Source organism: Noviherbaspirillum sp., assembly GCF_035254865.1.
Lineage (GTDB): Bacteria > Pseudomonadota > Gammaproteobacteria > Burkholderiales > Burkholderiaceae_D > Noviherbaspirillum.
Genome location: NZ_DATFAF010000018.1, coordinates 175,099 through 198,396, shown reverse-complemented (window position 1 = coordinate 198,396; position 23,298 = coordinate 175,099). Strand labels below are relative to the sequence as shown.

The 23,298-nt window shown below is 57.7% G+C and carries 15 protein-coding genes and 3 pseudogenes; 8 read left to right on the top strand and 10 right to left on the bottom strand.

Annotation, left to right across the window (positions count from 1 at the left end; all coding sequences use genetic code 11):
* The first annotated feature begins 82 nt into the window (after positions 1 to 82).
* The 3 genes from VJ651_RS05030 to VJ651_RS05020 all read left to right on the top strand — a co-directional run bounded on the left by VJ651_RS05030 (position 83) and on the right by VJ651_RS05020 (position 9,692).
* On the top strand, positions 83 to 2,299 hold the full coding sequence (locus VJ651_RS05030; protein WP_414691311.1) for a YgiQ family radical SAM protein: 2,217 nt from the start codon (positions 83 to 85) through the stop codon (positions 2,297 to 2,299).
* Positions 2,300 to 3,535: 1,236 nt separating this feature from the next.
* Positions 3,536 to 8,878, top strand: a complete 5,343-nt coding sequence (locus tag VJ651_RS05025; RefSeq protein ID WP_324106376.1) for a pre-peptidase C-terminal domain-containing protein — start codon at positions 3,536 to 3,538, stop codon at positions 8,876 to 8,878.
* Positions 8,879 to 9,008: 130 nt separating this feature from the next.
* Positions 9,009 to 9,692 carry a FecR family protein gene (locus tag VJ651_RS05020; protein ID WP_324106375.1) on the top strand — a complete coding sequence of 228 codons (684 nt, stop codon included), beginning with the start codon at positions 9,009 to 9,011 and terminating at the stop codon, positions 9,690 to 9,692.
* Positions 9,693 to 9,756: 64 nt separating this feature from the next.
* Here the strand turns inward: VJ651_RS05020 and VJ651_RS05015 are convergent, their stop codons facing one another.
* The 8 genes and pseudogenes from VJ651_RS05015 to VJ651_RS04980 all read right to left on the bottom strand — a co-directional run bounded on the left by VJ651_RS05015 (position 9,757) and on the right by VJ651_RS04980 (position 17,560).
* A complete protein-coding gene (locus VJ651_RS05015; protein ID WP_324106374.1) occupies positions 9,757 to 10,236 on the bottom strand; it encodes a 2,4'-dihydroxyacetophenone dioxygenase family protein in 480 nt (159 codons plus the stop codon).
* Between the two features lie 94 nt (positions 10,237 to 10,330).
* A complete protein-coding gene (locus VJ651_RS05010) occupies positions 10,331 to 11,179 on the bottom strand; it encodes a helix-turn-helix transcriptional regulator (protein WP_324106373.1) in 849 nt (282 codons plus the stop codon).
* Between the two features lie 187 nt (positions 11,180 to 11,366).
* On the bottom strand, positions 11,367 to 12,557 hold the full coding sequence (locus tag VJ651_RS05005; RefSeq protein WP_324106372.1) for a DUF3095 domain-containing protein: 1,191 nt from the start codon (positions 12,555 to 12,557) through the stop codon (positions 11,367 to 11,369).
* Between the two features lie 120 nt (positions 12,558 to 12,677).
* A pseudogene (locus tag VJ651_RS05000) lies at positions 12,678 to 13,637 on the bottom strand (NAD(P)H-dependent flavin oxidoreductase); the annotation flags it as partial.
* 22 nt (positions 13,638 to 13,659) lie between these two features.
* Positions 13,660 to 14,187, bottom strand: coding sequence for a flavin reductase family protein (locus tag VJ651_RS04995; RefSeq protein ID WP_324106371.1), 528 nt, complete (start codon positions 14,185 to 14,187; stop codon positions 13,660 to 13,662).
* 244 nt (positions 14,188 to 14,431) lie between these two features.
* Positions 14,432 to 15,505 (bottom strand): phosphotransferase family protein, encoded by a 1,074-nt coding sequence (locus VJ651_RS04990; protein ID WP_324106370.1) that lies wholly within the window; start codon positions 15,503 to 15,505, stop codon positions 14,432 to 14,434.
* 13 nt (positions 15,506 to 15,518) lie between these two features.
* Positions 15,519 to 16,280, bottom strand: a complete 762-nt coding sequence (locus tag VJ651_RS04985; protein WP_324106369.1) for an SDR family oxidoreductase — start codon at positions 16,278 to 16,280, stop codon at positions 15,519 to 15,521.
* A 47-nt stretch (positions 16,281 to 16,327) separates the two neighbouring features.
* Entirely contained in the window at positions 16,328 to 17,560 is a 1,233-nt protein-coding gene (locus tag VJ651_RS04980) for an acyl-CoA dehydrogenase family protein (RefSeq protein ID WP_324106368.1), read from the bottom strand.
* A gap of 249 nt (positions 17,561 to 17,809) precedes the next feature.
* On the opposite strand from VJ651_RS04980, the gene VJ651_RS04975 reads away from it, so the two are divergent.
* Complete coding sequence (locus VJ651_RS04975; protein ID WP_324106367.1) at positions 17,810 to 18,721, top strand: LysR family transcriptional regulator; 912 nt, start codon at positions 17,810 to 17,812, stop codon at positions 18,719 to 18,721.
* 114 nt (positions 18,722 to 18,835) lie between these two features.
* On the opposite strand, the pseudogene VJ651_RS23600 reads toward VJ651_RS04975, so the two are convergent.
* Positions 18,836 to 19,308 (bottom strand): annotated as a pseudogene (locus VJ651_RS23600) (DUF2127 domain-containing protein).
* Positions 19,309 to 19,360: 52 nt separating this feature from the next.
* Positions 19,361 to 20,311 carry a DUF5996 family protein gene (locus tag VJ651_RS04970; RefSeq protein WP_324106366.1) on the bottom strand — a complete coding sequence of 317 codons (951 nt, stop codon included), beginning with the start codon at positions 20,309 to 20,311 and terminating at the stop codon, positions 19,361 to 19,363.
* A gap of 540 nt (positions 20,312 to 20,851) precedes the next feature.
* Between VJ651_RS04970 and VJ651_RS04965 the strand changes: the two are divergent.
* The 4 genes and pseudogenes from VJ651_RS04965 to VJ651_RS04950 all read left to right on the top strand — a co-directional run.
* Positions 20,852 to 21,331 (top strand): annotated as a pseudogene (locus VJ651_RS04965) (chromate transporter); the annotation flags it as partial.
* Positions 21,332 to 21,339: 8 nt separating this feature from the next.
* The gene (locus VJ651_RS04960) at positions 21,340 to 21,714 is read left to right on the top strand and encodes a hypothetical protein (RefSeq protein ID WP_324106365.1); all 375 of its coding nucleotides are present in this window, start codon (positions 21,340 to 21,342) and stop codon (positions 21,712 to 21,714) included.
* Positions 21,715 to 22,107: 393 nt separating this feature from the next.
* Positions 22,108 to 22,971, top strand: a complete 864-nt coding sequence (locus tag VJ651_RS04955) for an ATP-binding protein (RefSeq protein ID WP_324106364.1) — start codon at positions 22,108 to 22,110, stop codon at positions 22,969 to 22,971.
* Entirely contained in the window at positions 22,952 to 23,254 is a 303-nt protein-coding gene (locus tag VJ651_RS04950; RefSeq protein ID WP_324106363.1) for an STAS-like domain-containing protein, read from the top strand. The genes VJ651_RS04955 and VJ651_RS04950 overlap by 20 nt, the downstream gene beginning before the upstream one ends.
* Positions 23,255 to 23,298 lie beyond the last annotated feature (44 nt).

Here is a 23,298-nt window from a genome sequence, read left to right as displayed (position 1 = left end):
TGCAATGACCAGATGCCGGCCCGGCGCGCCATAACCGTTTCGCGGCGTCCGGCAGCGCATTTCCGGTACAATCCGCCCCACCATGAACGCTCCCAAGAACCTCTTTTCCTATCCCCGCTACCGGCCCGATTACACCAATCCGGTTCCCTTTCTGCCGATGTCTCGGGCTGAGATGGATACGCTCGGCTGGGATTCCTGCGATGTCATTCTGATCACGGGCGACGCCTACATCGATCATCCCAGCTTTGGCATGGCGTTGATCGGACGACTGCTGGAAAAGCAAGGTTTTCGGGTTGGCATCATCAGCCAGCCCGACTGGCATTCCGCCGACGCGTTTCGCGCGCTCGGCAAGCCGAATCTGTACTTCGGCGTAACAGCCGGCAACATGGATTCGATGATCAATCGCTACACGTCGGATCGCAAGATCCGGTCGGAAGACGCGTATACCGCGAATGCCGAACCAAACAAGCGTCCTGATCGTGCGCTTGTCGTATACGCCCAGCGCGCCCGCGAGGCCTATCCCGACACCAATATCATCGTCGGCAGCATCGAGGCCAGTCTGCGCCGTATCGCGCACTACGATTATTGGTCGGACAAGGTGCGGCGCTCCGTGCTGCCCGATTCCAAAGCCGATCTTCTGTTGTATGGCAATGCCGAACGGGCACTCGTTGCACTCACGCATCGACTGGCCGCCGGCGAAGCAATCAAGACGATTCGCGATCTGCGCGGCACCGCTTATATGGTTCCCAGCGGCTGGACGCCGGCCAATGATTGGACGGTGGTCGATTCGACCCATTACGACACACCGGGCCGCCTCGAACCGCTTCCCGATCCCTATGAAACGAAATCGAAGGAAACGGCAAGCTGCGTCACCGAGCAAAAACCGGTGGTCGAACAACCGGTGCGCATCCTGAGCCGCGAAGAACGCCAGGCCGCACTGAAAGAGCAGCGCGACAAGACCGTCATCCGTCTCCCGTCCTACGAAGCGGTAAAGGATGATCCCGTCCTGTACGCCCATGCATCGCGCGTGCTGCATCTCGAATCCAATTCCGGCAATGCACGTGCACTGGTGCAAGCGCATGGCGAACGCGACGTCTGGCTGAATCCGCCGCCATTTCCGCTGACGATGGACGAAATGGATGGCATCTATGACGTGCCCTACGCGCGGGGGCCGCATCCCAGCTATGGCAAGGTGCGCATTCCGGCCTGGGAGATGATCCGCTTCTCGGTGAATATCATGCGCGGCTGTTTCGGCGGCTGCACCTTCTGCTCGATCACCGAGCATGAGGGCCGCATCATCCAAAGCCGCTCGGAGCCGTCGATCCTGCACGAAATCGAGCAGATCCGCGACAAGACGAAGGGTTTTACCGGTACCATTTCGGATCTCGGCGGGCCGACCGCCAACATGTACCGGCTTGCGTGCAAGGACAAGAAAATCGAGCAAACCTGCCGCCGGCTTTCCTGCGTCTTCCCGAGCATCTGCGTCAACCTGAACACGGATCACAGCAAGCTGGTCCAGTTGTACCGCAAGGCGCGCGCCATTCCCGGCATCAAAAAGATCCAGATCAGCTCCGGGCTGCGCTACGATCTCGCGGTGCGCTCACCCGAATACGTGAAGGAACTGGTCACGCACCACGTTGGCGGACTCCTGAAGATCGCGCCCGAGCATTCCGAAGACGGCCCATTGTCGAAAATGGGGAAACCCGGCATGAGCGCGTACTACAAGTTCAAGGAAATGTTCGAGCGCTATTCGCAGGAAGCCGGCAAGGAACAATATCTCATCCCCTACTTCATCGCCGCGCATCCCGGTACGACCGATGAAGACATGCTGAACCTGGCCCTGTGGCTGAAGAAGAACAATTTCCAGATCGATCAGGTGCAAACCTTCCTGCCGACGCCGATGGCCATGGCGACCGCGATGTACCACGGCCGCCGAAACCCGCTGCACAAGGTGTCGGCCGATTCCGAAGTTGTCGAAACCGCGCGCGCCGGCAAGATCCGCCGTCTTCACAAGGCCTTCCTGCGCTATCACGATCCGGAAAACTGGCCGATTCTGCGCGAAGCGCTGCAGCGCATGGGGCGATCGGATTTGATCGGCAACAGCGAAAGACATCTCGTGCCGCGCTCTGACAATACGGGCGCCGGTGCGACCGGCCCCCGCCGCTTCGCCGGAACTTGCGCGGGTCGAGCTCCCGCCAAGCCCAAGGACCCGAAGAAAGTGCCAGGAATGCGCACACCGGCAATCGGGCGGACAACGAAAAAGGATTCGCCGCCTGTCCGAAAAACGGGACGAAAATAGTCCGCACGCGATTCGTCTCCATCGCCGCTACGGCATACTCGGTCGACATGAGGGAACTGGACAGGAAGCCACTTACGTTCCACCGTTCGCCACATCAGATATACATATTTCTTATGTCTGTTATTGCAATAATAAAGCGGACGAGGGAACAGGGCTGAGATATAGTTCTCCTGTCTCCTCCAACTCTTCTTGAATTGGATTTAAGCCCGCAATCGCAAGATCTGCGGGCTTTTTTTTTGCTCCTCCGAATTGCCACCATGACCTTCGGCCGCCATTGGAAAGCAAGTAGCAAAGCCTTGCAATCATTTCAACACCCTACCCGCTCCCGGTTCCCCTAGGCATCGCCGCTTGATATTTCTCAAGCTAATTTGCGTAAATGTTGCTGAACGGACTATTGATTCCGATCGTCATCTCTATACAATGACTCTAGGTAACGATTTCCCCAGCCCAACGAGGATGCCATGGAGCGAGTGAGACAAGACGCCGGTATTTCGCATGCAAAAACCAGCTTCAACTACAACAAGCTGCAAGCTGCCGCATGCATGCTTTCCTCGGCTGCCGTCAGCATCGCGCTGATTTCTTGGGCAATCAAATCTTTCTTTTAAGCATTTCAAGGCGCGCGCGCCTCATCGCGGATTGTTCTTCGATTCGCAAGCCGCCAATCTGAAAACGTCCTCAGGACGCATCTCCTTTTCCAAGCCCTCCCACTAGGCAATAATTGCCCCTACAAGCAGTCTGCCTGCCAAACGTCGCCAAGCGATTCGCACTTCCCCATCCATCGCAGCACCGCGGTCATAATATTTTGTATCTCATAGGCAAAAACTTAACTAAAAGATATACTTGTCATTTGTAAAAATATGTAACAAGCAACATAGGGATTTACAGCGCTCCGACGAAATGGTGTTCTGTATGGCGCCGGACGTGTACTGACTTTCTCCGACCCGACTGAGAAATACAAAAAATGCGTCGCAGGGCGAGCCCATTCTCCCTTCTTTTACCCTCCGCCTTTCTTCAAGCCAGAAGAGGCGCGCCCGTCGCATCACGCTCGCGGACCGATCCCGAGAAGTCACAAGATTCCCACGATGATCGCTTGCACAGCGCCGAAAGCAAGGCCGCCGAGCCTTGTCCGCACAAAAAGAGTTGCCATCGCGTTTCCGATCAACGCATTGCTGGGCCCTAAAAGAGAATTCGCTGAACTGCAGCCTCACGTCACATAAATCAAATAGGAATAACACTATGGCCGTCGCTGATTACTACTCCCTGGTACAAAAATTCTACGTTGCCTACTTTGGCCGTCCTGCCGACGCCAATGGCTTGAACAACATGGCAACGCAACTCAATGCGGTAGGCGCCCCGACTTCCACCTCCGACTTTGTCGGCGCCTATGACACCAACAGCACTGTACGGGCCATCATCGACAGCTTCGGCAACAGTGCGGAGTCGGCTGCGCTGTACACGGGCGGCACGACCGATTTCGTGACGGCCATCTACAACAATGTCCTGGGGCGCGCGCCGGATGCCGGCGGTCTGGCATTCTGGGCAGGAGCAATCAACAGCGGCAGCCTTGTGCGCGGCAAGGCTGCGCTCAACATCATGGCAGGCGCCGAGACGAATAAAGAGCCGCAAGGCCTGATCGACGCCGCCCTGGTGGCAAACCGGATTGCCGCTGCATCAAGCTTCACCAATAGCATTGACTCGCAGGATGAGATCAACGCGTATTCCGGCAATACGGCAGCCGCAGCGGCACGCGAAATGCTCGGCCTCGTCAACGCCAACACAAGCGCCGCAACCTATCAGAGCATCGCGATCAACACCCTGGCGAACATGGCGAGCCACAGCATTAGCGCCGTCGGCGAAATCGACAACAATCCTTACAACCTGATCGCGGGGCATTCCTATCGCATCGAAGTCCAGGCGGCCGCAGGCAGTACGCTGGATCCGGAAATCGTGCAAGTGCGCGATCCTTCGAACAATCCGGTTGCCGATGCGACCAACGCCGATTACGGCATCAGCCAGAATGCGCAACTGACTTTTACACCCAGCAGCAGCGGCAACTTCAATATTCGCGTTCAGGGCCAGAACAGCACCACAGGACAATATGTGGTCACGGTCACGGACCTCGATGTAGCGGCGAGTAACAACGATGCGCAGACGACCATCTCCGCCGGGCAGACCTATTCCGGCACCGTCAGCACCGGATTCCAGACGCGCTCCGTCTTCTTTAACCTGACCGCTGGCCAGGAGTACCACTTCACGCTGCAAAGCGCCACGTCGGGCGACGCCCTCAACGCTCCCGTGCTGCAGGGAATTTATGACGAAAGCGGCAAGCAGCTGGCCGGCAGCTACGGCCAGGCAGCGAACGGCACACTCAGCCTCAACATCATTCCGACTTCAAGCGGGACGTACTACGGGGTTGTCGCCGATTCCTACGATGACACCGGGAATTTCACCTTCGCGTTCAGCGAAGTCGCGGGCGGCAAGGCTAGCCGGGGGGACATCATCCCGTCCTACCTCGACCGCTCGGTCGATACCGTAGCAGGCGATGCCACCACGAGCGCACTCGTCAGCGCCGGCACTTCCGTCACGGGCACAATTGATTCGTCCGGTGACATTGACTGGTACGGAATCGCCATGCAGGCGGGCGTCACCTACACCATCCGCATGCAAGGACAAGGAGCGAACTCAGGCACACTGTTCGACCCGATCATTGACGGTGTCTACTACAGTTACGGCACCGGCACCATTGCGGCCTACCTTGGCGGATATAACGACGACGCCGCATCAGGCGCCGGCACGACGGGCCGCGACGCAATGAGTACGTTTACGCCTACCAGCTCAGGCACCTACTACATCGCCACACGCGCCTACTCGTCGTATACCGGGACGTTTACCCTTTCGGTCAGCTCATCGGGCGGATCCAGCACTAACGACATTGCAGCAAACACCGCAACGACCGGGGCAGTTTCGGTCAACAGTTCAGTCACCGGAACAATTGACAGCGCGACCGATGCGGACTGGTATGGAGTCACTCTGACGGCTGGAAACATCTATACCATTCGCCTGCAAGGAAGCCACTCCAGTAACGGCACCTTGAGCGACCCTCTTATCTCGGGTATCTATAATTCGAGCGGCACGCTGGTTTCCAATACGTATGCCGACGACCAGGACGGCACCGATTCGAGCCTCACGTTCGCTCCTACCACTTCCGGTACCTACTATATCGCTGCGGAGGGCTATGGCAGCTCCACGGGCACGTTCCGTTTGAGCGTGTCACAGACGGCGTCCGACGTCGCCGGCTCGTCGGCGACAACTGCCACCCTGCCTATCGGCGGGAGCACCAGCGTCACCATCAATCAGGCCTATGACCATGACTGGTACGCGGTGTCGCTCACAAGCGGCAATACTTATCAGTTCACGCTCGCGGGAAGCGGCGGCAATACCGCGCCTGTCATCTATGGCATCTACGATGCGTCGGGCAATTATGACGGAGGCTATGCGACCGGAGCCAGCAATGGATCGTCGTACACTGCCACGGCAAGCTTTACGCCCATGAGTTCAGGTACTTACTATGTCGACGCTTACTCCTATTACGCGGGCAACTACACGCTGAGCGCAACCCAGACCGCAGCCGATGTCGCGGCCAATGTAGGCACGACCGGCACGGTCAGCGTGGGCGGTTCGGTGATCGGGATGATCGACACGTCATCGGATGCCGACTGGTACAGGGTATCCCTGACCGCGAATACGACTTATACGATCCGTCTGCAGGGCTCGGGCAGCAACAACGGCACGCTCTACGATCCCCTCATTTCCGGTATCTACAACGCCAACGGAGTGTACGTCTCCAACACCTATGCCGACGACCAGGATGGCCGTGATTCGAGCATCAACTTTACGCCGAGCAGCACCGGCACCTACTACATCTCCGCGGAAGGCTACGGCAATTACACGGGCACGTTCCGCCTGAGCGTGAACGATTCCGGCGGCAGCGATATTGCAGCCAATACGAACACGACAGGGACGGTTGCAGTCGGTGGCTCCGTGACCGGAACCATTGGCAGTACGACAGATGCCGACTGGTATGCAGTCAATCTGACAGCCGGGAACACGTACACCGTCCGCATGCAGGGTTCCGGCAGCAGCAACGGCACGCTGTACGATCCACTCATCTCCGGCATCTACAATTCCAACGGTGTACTGGTTGCCAATACCTATGCAGACGACCAGGATGGCCGCGATTCACGCATCAACTTCACGCCAACCAGTTCCGGCACTTACTACGTTTCGGCCGAAGGCTACGGCAGCTATACCGGCACCTTCCGCCTCAGTGTCGAACAGCAAAGCACCAGCGATCTTGCTGCGAGCACGGCAACCACGGGTGTCGTCTTTGTCAACAGCTCCGCCACCAGCACAATTGACGTCGCCAACGATCAGGATTGGTTCGCGGTCAACCTGACAGCCGGGACGCGATACCAGATCGACCTCGAAGGATCGCCTACCAACAGCGGCACGTTGATGGATCCCTACCTGCGCGGCATTTATGACGGCAGCGGTCACCTGATCTCCGGTACCACAAACGACGACTCAGGCGAGGGCGCAAACTCGCGTGTCACTTTCGACGCCACCAGCAGCGGCACCTACTACATCTCGGCAGGCGCATACGGCACAGGCACCGGCACCTACGCACTCTCGGTAAGCAGCCAGGGCGTGACCGACATACCGGCAAATTTGACAACGACAGCATCGGTGACTCCAGGAGGCAGCGTCGACAGTCTGGTCAACGAAGCAGGAGATCGGGACTGGTTCGCTGTGTCACTCACGGCAGGGCAAACGTACACGATCGATCTGCAGCCGAAGGCAAACAGCACCACGCCATTGAATGACCCGTATCTGTACGGCGTCTACAACAGCAGCGGCAACCTGATTTCGGGCACTACCGATGACGACTCCGGCACCGGGGCGAGCGCGCAGGTCACCTACACGGCGTCCAGCAGCGGCACTTATTACATTTCGGCCGGCGGGTACAGCAACCATACCGGCAACTATGTGTTGAGTGTGAGCAGCGGAAGCTCGACCAATTCCGGCAGCACCACGTCCACAGCCGACCTTGCAGCGAGCACGTCGACCACGGGCACCGTGTCCGTCGGAGGCAGTGCTTCCAGCGTCATCGGCACAGCCGGCGATCAGGACTGGTTCGCGGTCAATTTGTCAGCGGGACACAGCTACAACATCAGTCTCGCAGGGGCAGCGAGCGGCAATGGTACGCTGACCGACGCCTACCTCCGAGGCGTCTACGACAGTACCGGCCTTCTCATTACCGGCACCACGGATGACGACAGCGGCTATGGCAATGATGCGCTGGTCACGTTCAGCCCGACCAGCAGCGGCACCTATTACGTCTCTGCCGGCGGGTATGCGTCGAGCACAGGCACGTATAAGCTGACCGTCAGCGAGAATGCAAGCGCCGACACCGGAAGTGCGACGCCGGCACCGAGTTCCGGCACGCACGGTACCTGGACCGTCATGGTCTATGTCGACGGCGACAACAACCTTGAAAGCTTCGCCCTGTCCGATGTAAATGAAATGGAGGCCGCAAGCCTTCCGCAAAACGTGCGGGTAGCGGCGCTGGTCGACCGCATTGGCGGCTACAGTTCCGCCGACGGCAACTGGACGGATACGCGCTTCGGCATTCTCAGCCATGACAACGACCTGAACCATATCTCCAGCAATCTGACGAGCTGGGGCGAGCGCAACATGGGCAGCACGTCCACGCTCACCGAGTTCATCAACGCATCAGTGCAAGCTGCGCCGGCCGACCATTATGCGCTGGTCATCTGGGATCATGGCGGCGGCATCGCCGGCGTTGCCTGGGATGACACTAGCTACAGCGCCAATCTGTCCTTGAATGAAGTCAGCCAGGCGATTTCTGCGTCCAGCGTGACGCATTTCGACATGATCGGTTTCGATGCCTGCCTCCAGGGCGTGCTGGACCAAGGCTATGCGCTGCGCACGCAGACTGATTACATGGTCGTTTCCGAAGACACCGAGCCGGGTGATGGCTGGGACTACACCAACTGGCTGTCATTGTTCCAGCAACAGGCATCGCCGTCCGGATCGCAGCTCGCCACCCAGGCGGTCAACAGCTACGCCAGCTTCTATCAGGCGCACGGCAACAATCAAGTCACGCTTGCGGCATTGAATGCTTCGGAAGTGGGCGATCTTGCCACCGCATGGGACAATTTCGCCCAAGCGGTCAGTGCCGCCGGCAGCAGCGCGATGCAAACCTTGCGCAGCGCGCGAAGCACGGCCCTGGACTTCCAGAACGATACTTATGTCGACTTGCACAGCTTGATGACCAACTTCATGCAGTTGAACGCGGTGGGCAGTCTCGACACCGCCGCCCAAAGCGTGCTGACGGCGCTGAGCGATGCGGTCGTGGATACTGGAGGCTTGACCACCGCGCATGGTGTCACTGTGTACATGCCGCAGAGCAGCCATAGCGGCTATCTGAATGCGACCGAGTACCCGATCGTCGGGCTGACCGGCATGAGCAACTTCTATAGCAGCTTCTGGGCGTAGGCCTCAGCAGTACAACGAGTGGCATGGCGGAGCCTTGAATCTGCCCTGCCACTTTTTCCGCTCAACGTCCGGTGCGAAAACGCAGCCAAGACTCGTTGCCTGCGCTCGCAGGAATCCCGGAGAGAAGATCGTGAAGCCGCTGCGACTTGCCGTTTTCAGCATTCTGCTTGCGCTCGGCGCGTCGAGCGCGGCCGCCGATACCCTGGGCGAGATCTTAATCGTACACGGAAAGGTGTTTCTCCAAAAAGAAGGAACCCGCCTTCGCATCCCCGTTTTGCCCGGCCAACTTGTTCATGGCGGCGATGTGTACCAGACAGCTACCGGCGCTCATCTTCAGCTCAGGCTGCGATTCGGCGAACTGCTGATTCTGCGAGCGGAAAGCCGGGTCATGATCGATGACGCTTCCCCCAATGAAAGCCGGCTGCGTCTCGACCAAGGCGTTCTACGCTTCATTTGCGCTAATCGGCCTGCCAAGAATCAGCCGTTCCACGTGCGTACCACGCTGGCGATGGTTGAATCGGGCGACGCGGGCGCGACGATAGACGCTGATGAGGACAGCACGCGATTAACGGTCGCCGTCGGTAAGGCAAGCATGACTCCTTTGAACAGCCAGTGCAGTCCCGAAAAACGGACAAGCGAATGTGACAATGCCAAAGCATTCCTGACCGGCACGGAAAACATGATGCTCGTCCTCAAAAAAGGCGAAGCGGCCGCTCAAGCTGTTCCAGCCAACAATCCAGATTTTGCGGATCTCCACCGGTTCATGGAGAGCGAACCGAAAATGCCGCCTCGCGACCTGCCCATTCAAAACTAGCAGCTCAGGCGTGTTCGCCATGCGGAATCCGCAAGCATGACGAACACGGCACAAGCATTTCGCGTCAGAGTCCGATCACGTTCGGGTTGGAATGGCCGGCTTCCTTGCAGAGCGCCAGATAGGTGTCGCGGATAAACCCTGCGTCCCACACGCTCTCCACTTCGCCTGCGTCATTGACGTTCAGGTTCGCACCGCGGATCGCGAACCATGCTTCGGTCGTTTCCGCATTGGTGGCGGGCGCGTGCAATGTATGCACTGCCCCGGCCGGTTCAAACAGGTAGGATCCGGCCGTGTTCACCTCGGGGTACTCGAGATATTTCCAGCAACCCGAGAAGGTCAGCGCGAACACTTCGCCGGTATGCTTGTGCCGAGGCAAGGTCAGCCCCGGTGCGAACCGGGCACGGACGACCCACAGTCCTGATTCAATATCCACTTGCAGCAACTGCACTGCAAGTCCTTCCATGAAATCGACGAATGGAAGCTCGTTTTCACTGCGATGCGTAACGTGCGGAATTCCGGCCAGTGCCGGAGGCATGGTTGTCATTGAAGTCTCCTGATTTACGTGTGATATGGCCGCTGCCGCGAGGCAGGGAACGCAGCTGCGTCAGGCAAACGATATGCCGGCCCCCAGGCCTCGTCTATCGCGAATATTCGCGATGCCAGGCTGTCCCGCTTCGTATTGCCAGCAGACGCGCCAATCGCGCGCAGGATTGCACGCCCAATTTCCGGCGAATGCTGCGGAGCTGGTGGTCGACCGTCGAAAAGGAGCGGCTCAGACTGCGCGCGATTTCCTTGTAGCTCATGCCGGTCGCCGCCAGCATGGCTACTCTCAGCTCGGCCGGGGTCAAGTCCTCAATATCGCCCGTGTGCGCATGGGCGGATGCGTCTGCCTGCAAGCGCTCCGCCGTCCACAGGATCGGGCCAAGGACTTCGGCAGAAAGGCTTTGAAAGCACGCAAACTGTTCAGCGGTCCAATCGCGCCGCTTTTCCATGTGATCGATACAAAGCAAGGCAAATGGCTTACCGCTTTCGCGTAAGGCCACCGCGATCTTGGAGGCCGTGCCTGCCGCCATGAGACGCTGACGCAAGCCCCTGCTCATGCGCTTTGCTTGCGGAATCTCCGCAAAAACGACAGGTCGCGAGGACGACCATATCCATGCCACGCCCGGGTCGTGGTTATCGATGGCGATACCTCGCAATGAATCGATCTCCAGGTCAGCGCAACGCGCCTCTGCACTACCGAGCGTGTATGTGCGCTGCGCGGGCGTTGCGTAACCGCCGTCGACACGCTCCACATCGAACGCACCGCACATCCATTCCACCGCCAATTGCCAGCAGGCCATCGGTTCATCGATATGCAGGAGCAACCGTGCTGCCAGTTCCCGGCCCGCGGGCCATGAAATCGCGCTGCGATGATCGAGCAAGCGCGTGCGGAGTGTCTTCTGTGCAGCCAGCACTTCCGCCGGGTCGAGATATGTCGTGGCCATGGCATTCCTCAGCGATGTCGATCGATGCGCGCCGGTATGCGTTCCCGCGGCAAACCATGCCATCAGGTGCACGTCGGCAACACAGGTGAATCGGAAACGTTTTTGAAATTACCGCGATTCGACATTCACCGCTTGTCAATGCATGCACCGGATTGAACATGCATGCAAATGCGGCGACACCCTTGCCTCATTTATTTTGTGCAAGACGCTTCTTGAGGTCGCGCGCCGCGAGCGCATAGCCGCCATCGCTGCCATCAAGAAAATGCATGTGCTGACCGTTGTAGGAACGGACGATGCAGGTCAGGAGTGCTTCGCGCGATTTGCTCGCGCCCCATGCGAGCCGACCGGCGCGGTATTCAGCGTCGAGGAATTCCTGCAGTTGCGCGTACTGATCTTCACTGCCGTCGATCAGCATGCGCAACATGCCGTCAAACTTGCGAAAGTCGGAATTTTCCACCAGCTCGTCGACATAGTGACTCCAGCGTGTCAATGCCGTATCGCGCTTGCGTGCAAACAAATACGTACCGGCTGCGCTGCGAAACAGGAGCTCGCCGAAATAGGCAGCGCGTCGCAGCGCTCCCTGCCCTGCGGTGCGAACCCGCAGCTCATGCGAGAGCATGTGTGGATTGAATGCCAGCCGCATGCGCTCGGCACGCAAGGGGTGATACGCTGGAACATCGCCGTAAATCGACTGAATCCGGCCCAGCACGCGTTCGTAGACCTCGTGTTTGCGATCCGCATCCGCTGCCAGTGCAACCACCAACAGTGAAAGCTTGTGGTCATGCACGCTGGGGAACGGCTTCCAGCGGCATTCAAAACCGTCGAAGCGTGCATCCATTGCACCATTGTTCTCATCGACGCGCAGCACTCCGCCTGCGCCGGGCGTCTTGATGCGCCGTTCGGCCTCGTCCCATCCGGTGCCGGAAAAGGACGCCTGGGCGACATGCTGCGACAGACGCATCTTGCCGACGCAGACCGGATAGCCGCTGTCGACCAGATCTGCAACGCTCACCACGCCTGCGCGCAAGGTCAAGTCGAACGCCTCGCGCGCGAGCTTCTGCGCACCACGCAATGCGCGTTCGACGCGTTCGCGCAACACTCCCGGCAAGGCGAACGTCGCTCCGTCGCCGCCGAATACAAACGGCAGGTCGATGTCCGGCTCGACGTTCAGCACGGCAGCGATGCAGGCAACGCCAACCGTATTCACATCCTTGTAGGCTCCCGCCTCGATGGCGCGCGTCGATCCGGCGACGTCAGCGATTGCGACCCACCAATCGCGCGGCAGTTCACGATGCTGACGTCCCGACATCGTTTCGGCAAACGACGATGCGGAGGGCACGTCGCGATAGAAATGTAGCGTGTCGAAAGTTTGCGCCATTGTCGTCCGCCGATAGATGCGTCTCTTGCTTCTGCAAGGTGCAGTAGACCTCATCGGAAGTCGCGGCGTCAAGTTAGAGTGCTACGTCGCTGTCGTGTTCTTTCCTCAGAATTGTCTGTGTCAGCTTGACGCACGCGCCGATCCGTATCGTGCCGCCAGACCGTCGACCACGCGATGGAAATCGCGAACCGTTTCCTCAATGATCTCACGCACCGACTTCACCGCATCGATGCGTCCGCAGACCTGCCCCGTCAGCGGGACGGCGGCCTCCATGTCGCCGCCGAAGTACAACTGTTGAACGCCGGCGAATTCGCTCATGATGCTTTCCGGAATCTGTTGCTCAATGCGCGACGTACGCTCGGTGCGGAGCGCGCGCAAGGCCGGTCCCTTGCCACCGCGGTTGAGGAAGACGGTATCGGTCTCTTCGGCATTGACGATGGCGCTTTTCCAGTTATCGTGCACGGGTGATTCGGTCGACGACAACATGCGCGTCCCCATCTGAATGCCTTCCGCGCCCATCGCGAATGCGGCGGCCATCGTTGCACCATCGCAGAAACCGCCCGCGGCCACGACCGGAACCGTGACCTTGGAACACACCAGCGGCAGCAGGACCATGGACGTCACGTCGCGCTGATTCTTGAAACCGCCGCCCTCGCTTCCTTCTACAATCAGGCCGTCGACCCCGGCGGCCACCGCCTTGAGCGCCCCGGCCAGTGTCGGCACCACATGAAAAACCGTCAGCCCTGCCGCCTTCAGAGCGGCGCAATAGCGCGTCGGATCCCCGGCCGATGTCGTCACGAACTTGATTCCCTGATCGACCACGAATTGCACGATCGCGGGATCGCGGACATAAGTCAACGCAATGTTGACCCCGAACGGCTTGTCGGTCAGTTCTCGCATCTTGCGGATCTCGTTGCGAATCGCGTCCAGATCGCCGGAGGAGGTTTCAATGATCCCCATTCCACCGGCATTGGATACCGCCAAGGCAAGCTGTGCCCTGGCGATCCACCCCATCGGCGCCTGGATAATGGGATGCTCGACGCCAAGCATTGTGGTGACGCGGTTTTTAATCGTCATTGGATTGGTCTCCGTTCTTGTCCGTTTAACTCATTGGCTCGCTGGCAGAATCTGCCGCATCCAGCTTCTTCAGGACGGTCGCATACGCTCCATCCTGGAATACAAGCGGAGCACGTTCATAATGCACGAAGCTGACTACCTCGCCGACGAAGATTTCATGATCGCCGCCTTCATAGCGATGCACGCTCTTGCATTCGAAACGGGCCGCGCAACCGTCCAGCAAGGGCAATCCGGCAAGGCCTCGCTGCACGGGCATCCCCGAAAATTTCTCCGCGCCGCGTTGCGCAAACCGGTGCGACAACGATGCCTGGTCGGCCGCGAGAACATGCACGGCAAAAAAGTCGACGCCGGCAAATGCCGGCAAACTGCCGGCGTTCCTGGCCAGGCTCCATAGCACCATTGGCGGATCAATCGACACCGAATTGAAACTGTTCACGGTCAATCCGACATCTCTTCCAGCACGGTCGCATGTCGTGACAATCGTGACACCGGTCGTAAATGCACCGAGCGCTTTGCGAAAACGGGTGGAATCAGGCAACGTGCAAGTGGACATGCAAGAAGGTCTGGAATGGGTCAAGGATGTGCACCGGGCGCCGATCACCGGACCAGCGTCACCGCGGACATGGTCGTTTGAGAGCAGAGGCAACCAGTACGCCTGGCTGGGCGTCTTGCAACGAGATGCCGGACCGCCCAAACGCTGCTTAAGGGAAAAAAGCTTATGCGGACGGAAGGAATGCGTCCAATGATTGTTTTTAATACACGATCATGCATGCCGCGCATACGGCATGCATGATCGCTCAGGCGAGATTCTTTTCCGCCCTTTGTGCGTACGACCACGCCATTTCCGCCAGTGGGCGAGTCGTCTTGCCGACCCGTTGCGCCTGCTCGCTGGATGCCGTGCCGTCCAATGCGCGCTTGGCAACACCTTGATTGATGCCGGCAAGCCGGAAGAGGTTGAACGCCAGGTAAAAGTTCCAGTTGCCACCCATATGAAAACCGGTTCGGTCGCAGTATTTCTCGACATAGGCCCGCTCATCGGGGATACCGAGCGCAGCCAGATCCTCGCCCGCTAATCCGCGGAAGGCGCGTGGAGCGCGCCATGCCATGCAATGGTAGGCGAAGTCCGCCAGCGGGTGCCCCAAGGTCGACAATTCCCAGTCCAAGACCGCGAGCGCACGCGGCTGCGTGGCATGGAAGATCAGGTTGTCGACCCGGAAATCGCCGTGCACGATGGATGCCAATCCATCGTCAGCCGGCATATTCCGCGGCAACCAGGCGATCAGATTATCCATTGCCTCGATCACTTCGGTTTCCGAGCCCCGGTATTGCTTCGTCCAGCGCTCGGTCTGCCGCGCGAAATAGTTGCCGGGCTTGCCGTAATCGGCCAGCCCGACCGCCGCATGATCGATCTTGTGCAAGGCGGCGATCACGCGGTTCATCTCGTCGTAAAGGCGCGCGCGCTCATCGGCTGATACGCCGGGCATGGCCGGGTCCCACAGCACGCGCCCATCCATCATTTCCATCAGATAGAAGGCCCGGCCGATCACCGTCTCGTCCTCGCATAGCAGCAACGGCGCAGCGACCGGGACGCCGCTGCCATGCAGTGCCTGCAGGACACGATATTCGCGCTCGATCGCATGCGCCGACGGCAGCAGGCTTGCGGCGGGCCCGGGTTTCGCCCGCATGACATAGTGATGATTCGGGGTGGACAGCTTGTAGGTCGGATTGGACTGCCCGCCCTTGAACTGCTGCACTGAAACCGGTCCCTCAAATCCGCAGAGGCTCCTGCGCAGGAAAGCCTCCAGTCGCTCGACATCGAACTGATGCTGGTGCGCGACCGACTTGGTGCCGGAATTTTCATCGTCAAACATCATCTATCCGGTCTCAGCGAATCATCAAGCCGCCGTCGGCAACAATGGTTTGCCCGGTCACGTATTTTCCGGCCGGACTGGCCAGCATCATCGCCACGCCCGCGATGTCGTTCGGGTCACCGAGACGACGCAAGGGCAGCTCGTTTTCCACCATCTTGCGCACCTCCTCATTCTCATGAATGGCCTTGGCAAAATCGGTCTTGATCACTCCCGGAGCGATGCAATTGACCCGTATATTGTCCGGTCCCCATTCCACCGCAAGATTGCGCGCGAGCTGCATGTCAGCGGCCTTGGAGACGCAATACATGCCGATGTTGGCGTCGCCGTGCATGCCACCGATCGAGGAAATGATCACGATCGCGCCGTCCTTCTTCTTTGCCATGTCCGGGCGCACCGCCTGGCACAGCCAGTGGTTGGACAGCACATTGTTGCGCATGATCTTGTCGAACACTTCGTCGGTCACGCCGCTGCTCGGCCCGTAATAGGGATTGGTGGCGGCATTGCATACGAGGATGTCGATCGGCCCGAGTTGCGCACGCGTTTGCGCCACCAAGTGTTCGAGCTGCGCCTTGACGGAGATATTGGCCGGAATGGCAATCGCCTGGCCGCCGTTGTTGCGAATGTCTGCTGCGACTTCCTCGCAGGGCTCGGCCTTGCGACTGGAAACAACCACCTTCGCGCCGCCTGCCGCCATCTGCTCCGCAATGGCACGGCCGATGCCTCGGCTGGAACCGGTAATAATGGCCACCTTGCCGGTCAGGTCGAACAAGCCCATAAAATTCTCCAGAAAATAAAATTGCGTTGAGGTCTGTGCCCGTGCTCTCACTTGCGGGCAGCAGCCAGGTACGGCGCCAGCTCCTGCTTCGCGATCGCATTGCTGTGAACCTCATCCGGTCCGTCCGCCGTGCGCAGATGACGGGCATAGGCGTAATACGAAGTCAGCAGGTAATCCTGGCTGAATCCGCCCGCGCCATGCGCCTGGATCGCCCAGTCAATCACCTTGCAGCAATTGTTCGGCGCCACCACCTTGATCATCGCAATTTCCTTTGCCGCCACCTTGTTGCCCACGGTGTCCATCTTGTATGCGGCATTCAAGACCAGCAGCCGGGTCTGCTCGATGAGCATGCGCGACTTGGCAATACGCTCGCGCCACACACTTTGGTCGGACAGCGGCTTGTGAAAGGCAACGCGTGACACCACGCGTCTGCACATCAGTTCCAGCGCCGCCTCTGCCATGCCGACGACGCGCATGCAATGGTGAATGCGGCCAGGCCCGAGGCGCCCCTGCGCGATTTCGAAACCGCGCCCTTCGCCCAGCAGAATGTTGGTCGCCGGCACCCTGACATTTTCAAACAGGACTTCAGGATGGCCCGCCGGCGGATCCATGAAACCGTACAGCGCCATGTCGCGCACGATCGTGACGCCCGGTGTGTCCTTGGGCACCAGGATCATCGATTGCTGGCGATGGCGGTCGGGGTTGTGCGGATCGGTTTTACCCATCAGCACAAATACCTTGCAATTTTCCGCAGCCGCGCCGGTGATATACCACTTGCGCCCGTTGATCACGTAGTCATCGCCATCGCGCCTGATGCTGCATTCGATGTTGGTTGCGTCGGACGACGCCACGGCAGGCTCGGTCATCGCAAACGCCGAGCGGATTTCTCCATTCAGCAGCGGCGTAAGCCATTGGCGTTTTTGCTCTTCGGTGCCGTAACGAACCAGGACTTCCATGTTGCCGGTATCCGGCGCGGAGCAATTGAATACTTCGGATGCCCAATACTGCTTTCCCATCATTTCGGCAATCGGCGCGTACTCAAGATTGGTGAGACCCGCGCCAAATTCGGATTCGGGCAGAAAGAGGTTCCACAATCCTTCTGCTTTTGCCTTCGTCTTGAGCTCCTCCAGCACCGGATACGGCGCATACGGACGCCCTTTCCTCGCGTTCTCCGCAATTTCCTGTTCACGGCGCGAATACTGTGGAAAGACGTGCTCGTCCAGGAACGCCTTGACACGCTTGTGAAGACTGAGCACTCGGGGGGAATATTCGAGATTCATCTGACGCCCTCTTCCTTTGGTGATGTGATGTTGCGTGCTGAAGCTTAGCGTGGGGCGCACGGCCTGACTAATGCTTAATATCGAAGACGGTCATTCATGGCATGCATGACCTGCCGAAAGGCCTGAACGATCGGGAAGCGCTTGCTTCTTCCCGATTTCTCTATCCCGCTCAATCCGCAACAATGACTTGCGTGCGAACAAGGCTATTCAGATAATGAATGGACGATCACTACTGACATGAGGGCATTCATGAACTTGAGCCGGATCGACCTGAACCTCTTTGTCGTGTTCAACGCCATCTATACCGAGGGCGGCATCACGCGCGCCAGCGATAGCCTTAAACTTTCGCAGCCTGCGATTAGCCACGCGTTGAACCGCTTGCGCGACCTGCTCGGTGATCCTCTGTTCATTCGGAAGGGCAATGCGATGGTGCCGTCTGCGATGGCCCATGAATTGATTGGACCGGTCCGGCGCGCACTGGGCGAAATCGAAGGATCGCTTAATCAGCTGTCGGAATTCAACCCGGCCGAATCCCAGCGGGAATTCAAGATCGGCATGCGCCCCATCGTCGAATCATCCTTGATACCCGCTCTGATCGAATCCATGGAAACGGTGGCGCCGAACGTCCGGATATCGGCCGTCCACTATGACCGGTCCGACTTCCAGACGCAGCTTGCAAGCGGGGCACTCGCGGCAGTCATCGACATCATGCAACCGATCACTCAGATGATCAATCACAAGCATCTCGGCGGAGGAAAGATGGTTGTCGTTGCGCGCCAAGGTCATCCAGCCGTTCATGGATCCATTTCGATGGAGACCTATCTTGAACAAGACCACATCGTCGCCAGTTCGCGTCGACTCGGGCCCGCGCTCGAAGACTACGAACTGTCCCGGCGCGGTTACCAGCGTCGAATCAAACTGCGATGCCAGCACTACTTGACGGCGAGCCACGCGGTGCAGGTCTCCGACATGCTGCTCACGATACCGGAACGTTTCGCGCGTGCGGTGAACGAGGGCCTTGGCAATCAGATCGTTCCATTTCCCGCGGAACTGCCAGCACACGACATTTTTCTATACTGGCACACCAATGCGGAAAACGACCCAGGGAACCGCTGGCTGCGCGAACAGATTTTCGGCATTTGGACGCCGCCAGTGCAGTAGGCAATCTCTGATCTCGCATTTCAGCACGGTCGTTGCGCCGTTTGCCCGGGCACCAGCTAGCCGATACCGGGAGAATCTCTCGTGCCAAATCACTGGTGAGGTGCAAGCGAAAGTCTAGGCAGCATCAGCCCTCGCAGCAAGCTTGCGTCGCAAAACGAGGGCGCGGACCATAATCACTACGAAAGCAACGTTGAGCACAAGGAGCGCGAATCCGTGCCGAGCGGGTGTTCGGAAAATGCTGACCAACTCAAACGGGAAATACATCGCCCCGCCGCACGCGGCAAGCACCTCGGCCCACTTGCGCTCGTAGTAGAGGCTATTGCATATGTGGCCGCCCCGAGAGCAAGCGGGAGAAGTCTTGTGTCGGGCATATGACTGGCGGCGTCGAGAACGATACGCAGACACCTTGACGCCGGGTTCAAGCGGACGTGTTCGATAAACTTTGCTGCGAACGCGCAGACGTTTCGATGGATGAGCGACAGAATATTGGTGGCGGCGAGCAAGACCGCAACCCCCTTAAGTGCCGCGAAGATGGCAACGGCCCTGATTGTTCGCAACAGCACACACCTCCTGCGCTGCAATCCCATTGCGACGCACTAAACAGATCATTATTTCCCGCCGCAAACCAGCCCTTGCGATCTATTTGCGGTAAGCCGACCGTTCAACACTCGCGCGGTCCCACTGCCCCAGATTTGCCGCTGCCTCGTAGGCGCTCTGCAGGAATTCAAGCAGCACTGCATCCGGCGCATGCGATTGCCTAAGCTCAGCATAAGGCAAGATGAATTCTCCGAGCGTCGTATCGTAGCTTGCCGTGTCCGGCCGGATTTGCACGGTCTTGAAACCGGCCGGCTCCGGATACGCGTAAGCATAAAAAACTGGAGCTGGCATCGCGTCGCTTCCAGGCCAGAACCCGCAGCTGCTAAGCTCATGTGAATACGCTTCCTGAATAACCCAGTCCGGACAATTGGGCACGCCACCAGGATGCGGCGGAGCCGTACGTCCGGAAAACCGCGTCAGCGCAAGGTCGAAGCTTCCCCAGAAAAAATGCACTGGACTGCACTTGCCAATGAAGCCGGTACGAAATTGCTTAAACACGCGGTCCACCTGGGTCAGGATTCGCCAGAACCGGTTGGTGTACTCTGGATCATAGGAGGCATCGAGGTAATTCTGCTCGAACGGAATCGCATCGAGGACCTCATTTGGTATTGCGTGGATTTTGATGTCCAGGCCGACTTCCGCCAGGCAGCGAAACAACTCACGATAAAAGTCGGCCACCGAGCAAGGCCGTAATGCGAAATCCCTGGTCAGTGCATCGCTCGTGCGGATGCGAAGGCGGTGGTCGATAAAATCAAAATCGATTTCAAAAATACGCGTTCCATATGGAATGGGCGACGTCGTCAGGCCGCGTGCCGTTACATACAAAGTCACATGCCAGGAGTGATTGAGAAAAGGTGTCTGAACGAGGCGGATCTTGCCGACGATCTGCGTCCACATATGCAGCGTTGCAAGAGTATCCCTCCATGCATCAAAGGGCAAATCCGGCCAGGATTGAGCGCCCGGTGTATGGACCGGCGGCATTGAAAAAGCCATTGCTTTTAATTCTCCTTCCTGATGCAGAATCTGACGAATTGGGTAAAGCCTTCAATAGTTTTCCTGAACAGCTCTTGTGCGCCAGAAGCCCTCATGGATCCTCTGCCGTCGAGGTTTTTTGAAAGCGAGGATCATGCCTAATCGAGCGGGAGACGCGCCCATCAATGCGAACGATTATTGCCATGGACCCGCCGTTAAAAGTCGCTTCGCTTGACCGTTGTTCTCGCCAGGCGCCCGCCGGTCACGTGGGCATTTAATCGACTTTCAAAGCTTATCTGCAAATTTTCATACATTATGTAGACCAAGCCACATGAAATCTCTTGCCAGGTATTAATAACCATATTGAAGCGTTGACCAACCTTGCGGCCCAAACCAATGCCGAAGGCGGACAAGCGTGGGAGGTTGATGTTGCTGCTCGCTCTGCCGAAGACAATGCTGCATTTCAGGCCTTGTTTGATCGCTCGGAGGAATATGCGTCGTTGCTTGAAATGCTGATGAAAGCACGGAAGGAATTGGCTTCCCTGCCTCCGTCGGACAGCGGGACTCGCGTTTGTCATTCCGTCGTTCATCATGGTCGTTGCCTTGGGCTGGGCCAATGTGCGCTTCGGCGGCATACCCTGGATGCAGGCGGTGTTCTACGGCGTGGGTGCCGCCGTGATTGGCATCATTACGATGAGCGCCAAGAAGCTAACTGAGAAGAGCGTCGGCCAGGTCAGATTGTTGTGGGTTATCTACCTGTTATTGGCGGTAGTGACCGTCATAACCGAATCCGAGATTGCCTGGTTATTTATCGCGGCAGGCGTACCGACTTGGCTACTGCGCGCGCCGCCACGCTGGCCGAGCAAAGGCACCTTGAATGGCGCGGCACTCACGCAACTGCCGATGGCCGGAAGCATCTTCGGAACATTGGATGTATCGCTGCCTATGCAAATCGGTTTGTTCTTCGCAAAGGCCGGTGCCTTCGTATTCGGCTCCAGTTTGGCTATTGTGCCGTTTCTCTACGGGGGCATAGTCATCGATCCAGGAAAATGGTTTATACGCTTGCACTCCTATTCAGCCTTGACTCGTTCGGCGGCGGTTTTGTCGTGCAATCCTTGGTTGCCTTGTGGCTTTTCCAAAAGTTCGCGCTGTCCACTGCGGTCGCCGGCACTATTTTCTTCTGGTCCGGCGTCTTATCGGCTGTCTCGTACCTCGTGGCGGTGCGAGTTGCAAACCGTATTGGCCTGGTCAATACAATGGTGTTCACCCACCTGCCGGCAAATATTCTCTTGGTACTCGTCCCGTTCATGCCGGGGCTGGGCTGGGCCATTGCTCTGCTGTTGATCCGGAGCGCGCTTTCCCAGATGGACGTACCAACACGCAGTTCATATGTGATGGGTCTCGTGACGCCGGAAGAAGCATAGAAAGCGCAATTATCAGCCTCCCGCAAAATCAGCCCAAATGCGTGGCACGAGTTTTGGCAGATAGCAAAGAGCCCGCTATTTGCGGGCTCTTTGGCGATTTTCAGTCTTCTTGGGAATGCTATGGATGGTGTTCTGGTGGCAGTACTTCCCTCACATTAACGCTGGAAACCCGCATGAAAACGTCGTGTACGACATGTCAATTAGTTGATGTACCCCAAAATATACCCTTTCCCCTATCTTGCTGGCGGCTAAAATAGCGTTGCGTTATTACCCGCGGCTCAAGACGGTTACAGATCCGGCTACAGCGCGAGCGTTACCGACGGCGCTTTCAGTCAACGCGGGATAGACATACAATCGATTCCTCACTTATAGCGGACGAATCATAGGAAGCGAATGGAATTTACGACCCCGGCGGAACTTGAAATTTGGCTGGAAGAACTGCATTCATTAGCTAACAGGAAACAATGTACAGCACCCCGGTTTATTAAGCCGTTTCATCTCGCGACGCTGGCGCATAAGATGCGCCTTACGAATTTGTCGAGCCTTAATCTACCCGAGAAAATTGCCCCTTATGCCAACACCATGATGCTATGGGAGGCGCTTGGGCTTACTCCACCGGAAATTGTTGTTCAGCGAAATGCAGCGGGGCGATACCATCCAATTGAGGTTCTGCGGGATCAAGCGACAGTGGAAGATACTGCGGACACACTTATTAAGCTGTTAGCCCCGGTCTGTTCCGATGCAAAGACGCTGGATTCTGTGAATACCATGCTGCGCGAACTGGTCGACAACTGCTACTCCCATTCGGATGTAAAAGATGGAATTTTTGGACTAATTTGTGCGCAGGTGTGGGCTGGAGGAAAAAAGGCGCAAATTGCGATTGCAGATACCGGTGTCGGCATTCGTACTTCTCTTTCCATGAACGAGAAGCTTGCACCGCGATTAAAGTTAGAAAACTGTTGTGAACTTGCGACGGAATACGGTGTCACGGGTAAACCTGGAAAAGGTCATTCAGGCTATGGCCTCGCCGTCGCAAAGAAACTAATGGAGCTGAACAACGGGAACCTGATAGTCCGATCCGGTACAGAAGGTTTTAGCCTGCGGATAGGAAAGATGAGTCGTTTCAACACGAAGCACACGTGGCATGGTACTTTGTTAATTATTGAATGGGACATTCACGTGCCGATGAACATCGGTGATGTGTACAAGAGTTTCCCGCTACCCGAGGGGATGACAGATGATGACTTCAACTTTTAGCGTGAAAGTTACTGACATCGCTCCGGACCTAAGTACAAGACCTGTCGGCATACAGGCACGAGAGCGATTGCTTCAAATGCTTCAAGATTATGATTCGGTTGAAGTAGATTTTCTGAGCCTTAGCTTAACACCGTCGTTTGCTGATGAATGCATCGGTCGCCTAGCGGCAGAAATCGGTCTCAATGAATTCAAGAAACGCGTGAAGCTTACTAACGTCAGCGAATCTTCAAAGCCTTTGGTTAAGCATGTAATTTTAACTCGCTGTAGCGCCGCTGGCTCTTAACCAATTCCCCCTGCGCTTCGCGGAGGGTTTGTCATTTTAAGGTT

What these genes read in the sequence shown, in the direction of transcription:
- VJ651_RS05030 (WP_414691311.1), top strand. Translation starts at nt 83, where the DNA reads ATGAACGCTCCCAAGAACCTCTTTTCCTATCCCCGCTACCGGCCCGAT.
- VJ651_RS05025 (WP_324106376.1), top strand. Translation starts at nt 3,536, where the DNA reads ATGGCCGTCGCTGATTACTACTCCCTGGTACAAAAATTCTACGTTGCC.
- VJ651_RS05015 (WP_324106374.1), bottom strand. Translation starts at nt 10,236, where the DNA reads ATGACAACCATGCCTCCGGCACTGGCCGGAATTCCGCACGTTACGCAT.
- VJ651_RS05010 (WP_324106373.1), bottom strand. Translation starts at nt 11,179, where the DNA reads ATGGCCACGACATATCTCGACCCGGCGGAAGTGCTGGCTGCACAGAAG.
- VJ651_RS05005 (WP_324106372.1), bottom strand. Translation starts at nt 12,557, where the DNA reads ATGGCGCAAACTTTCGACACGCTACATTTCTATCGCGACGTGCCCTCC.
- VJ651_RS04995 (WP_324106371.1), bottom strand. Translation starts at nt 14,187, where the DNA reads ATGTCCACTTGCACGTTGCCTGATTCCACCCGTTTTCGCAAAGCGCTC.
- VJ651_RS04990 (WP_324106370.1), bottom strand. Translation starts at nt 15,505, where the DNA reads ATGTTTGACGATGAAAATTCCGGCACCAAGTCGGTCGCGCACCAGCAT.
- VJ651_RS04985 (WP_324106369.1), bottom strand. Translation starts at nt 16,280, where the DNA reads ATGGGCTTGTTCGACCTGACCGGCAAGGTGGCCATTATTACCGGTTCC.
- VJ651_RS04980 (WP_324106368.1), bottom strand. Translation starts at nt 17,560, where the DNA reads ATGAATCTCGAATATTCCCCCCGAGTGCTCAGTCTTCACAAGCGTGTC.
- VJ651_RS04975 (WP_324106367.1), top strand. Translation starts at nt 17,810, where the DNA reads ATGAACTTGAGCCGGATCGACCTGAACCTCTTTGTCGTGTTCAACGCC.
- VJ651_RS04970 (WP_324106366.1), bottom strand. Translation starts at nt 20,311, where the DNA reads ATGGCTTTTTCAATGCCGCCGGTCCATACACCGGGCGCTCAATCCTGG.
- VJ651_RS04960 (WP_324106365.1), top strand. Translation starts at nt 21,340, where the DNA reads ATGGTTTATACGCTTGCACTCCTATTCAGCCTTGACTCGTTCGGCGGC.
- VJ651_RS04955 (WP_324106364.1), top strand. Translation starts at nt 22,108, where the DNA reads ATGGAATTTACGACCCCGGCGGAACTTGAAATTTGGCTGGAAGAACTG.
- VJ651_RS04950 (WP_324106363.1), top strand. Translation starts at nt 22,952, where the DNA reads ATGATGACTTCAACTTTTAGCGTGAAAGTTACTGACATCGCTCCGGAC.